Origin of the sequence: uncultured Microscilla sp., from assembly GCF_947493425.1 — a bacterium.
Taxonomy (GTDB): domain Bacteria; phylum Bacteroidota; class Bacteroidia; order Cytophagales; family Microscillaceae; genus Microscilla.
Genome location: NZ_CANLRP010000669.1, coordinates 1 through 234, shown reverse-complemented (window position 1 = coordinate 234; position 234 = coordinate 1). Strand labels below are relative to the sequence as shown.

Sequence of the window (234 nt, the reverse complement as noted above, 5' to 3'; positions counted from 1 at the left end):
GAAGCCGACAAAAAGGAACCCAGCTTTTGGGACCGTGCCGTCAATGCGGTCAAAGGATTTTTTGAGGGTTTGCGCAAGGCAATCAATTTTATATTTGACCAATTACGTAAGGCGGTGAAGGCAATCATTGAAGGGGTGAAAAAGCTTGCCAATGGTCTGATAGAGCTCGCCCGTAAAGCTATAGTGGGTATGATCAAGGCATTTGGCGAAGCGCTGAAGGCACTGGTAACTGTA

Annotated in this window: 1 protein-coding gene; it reads left to right on the top strand. The window is 47.0% G+C overall.

The window, feature by feature from the left end; translation table 11 throughout:
• The coding region (locus tag Q0954_RS34875) for a hypothetical protein (protein WP_299466933.1) at positions 1–234 on the top strand (234 nt) is incomplete at both ends.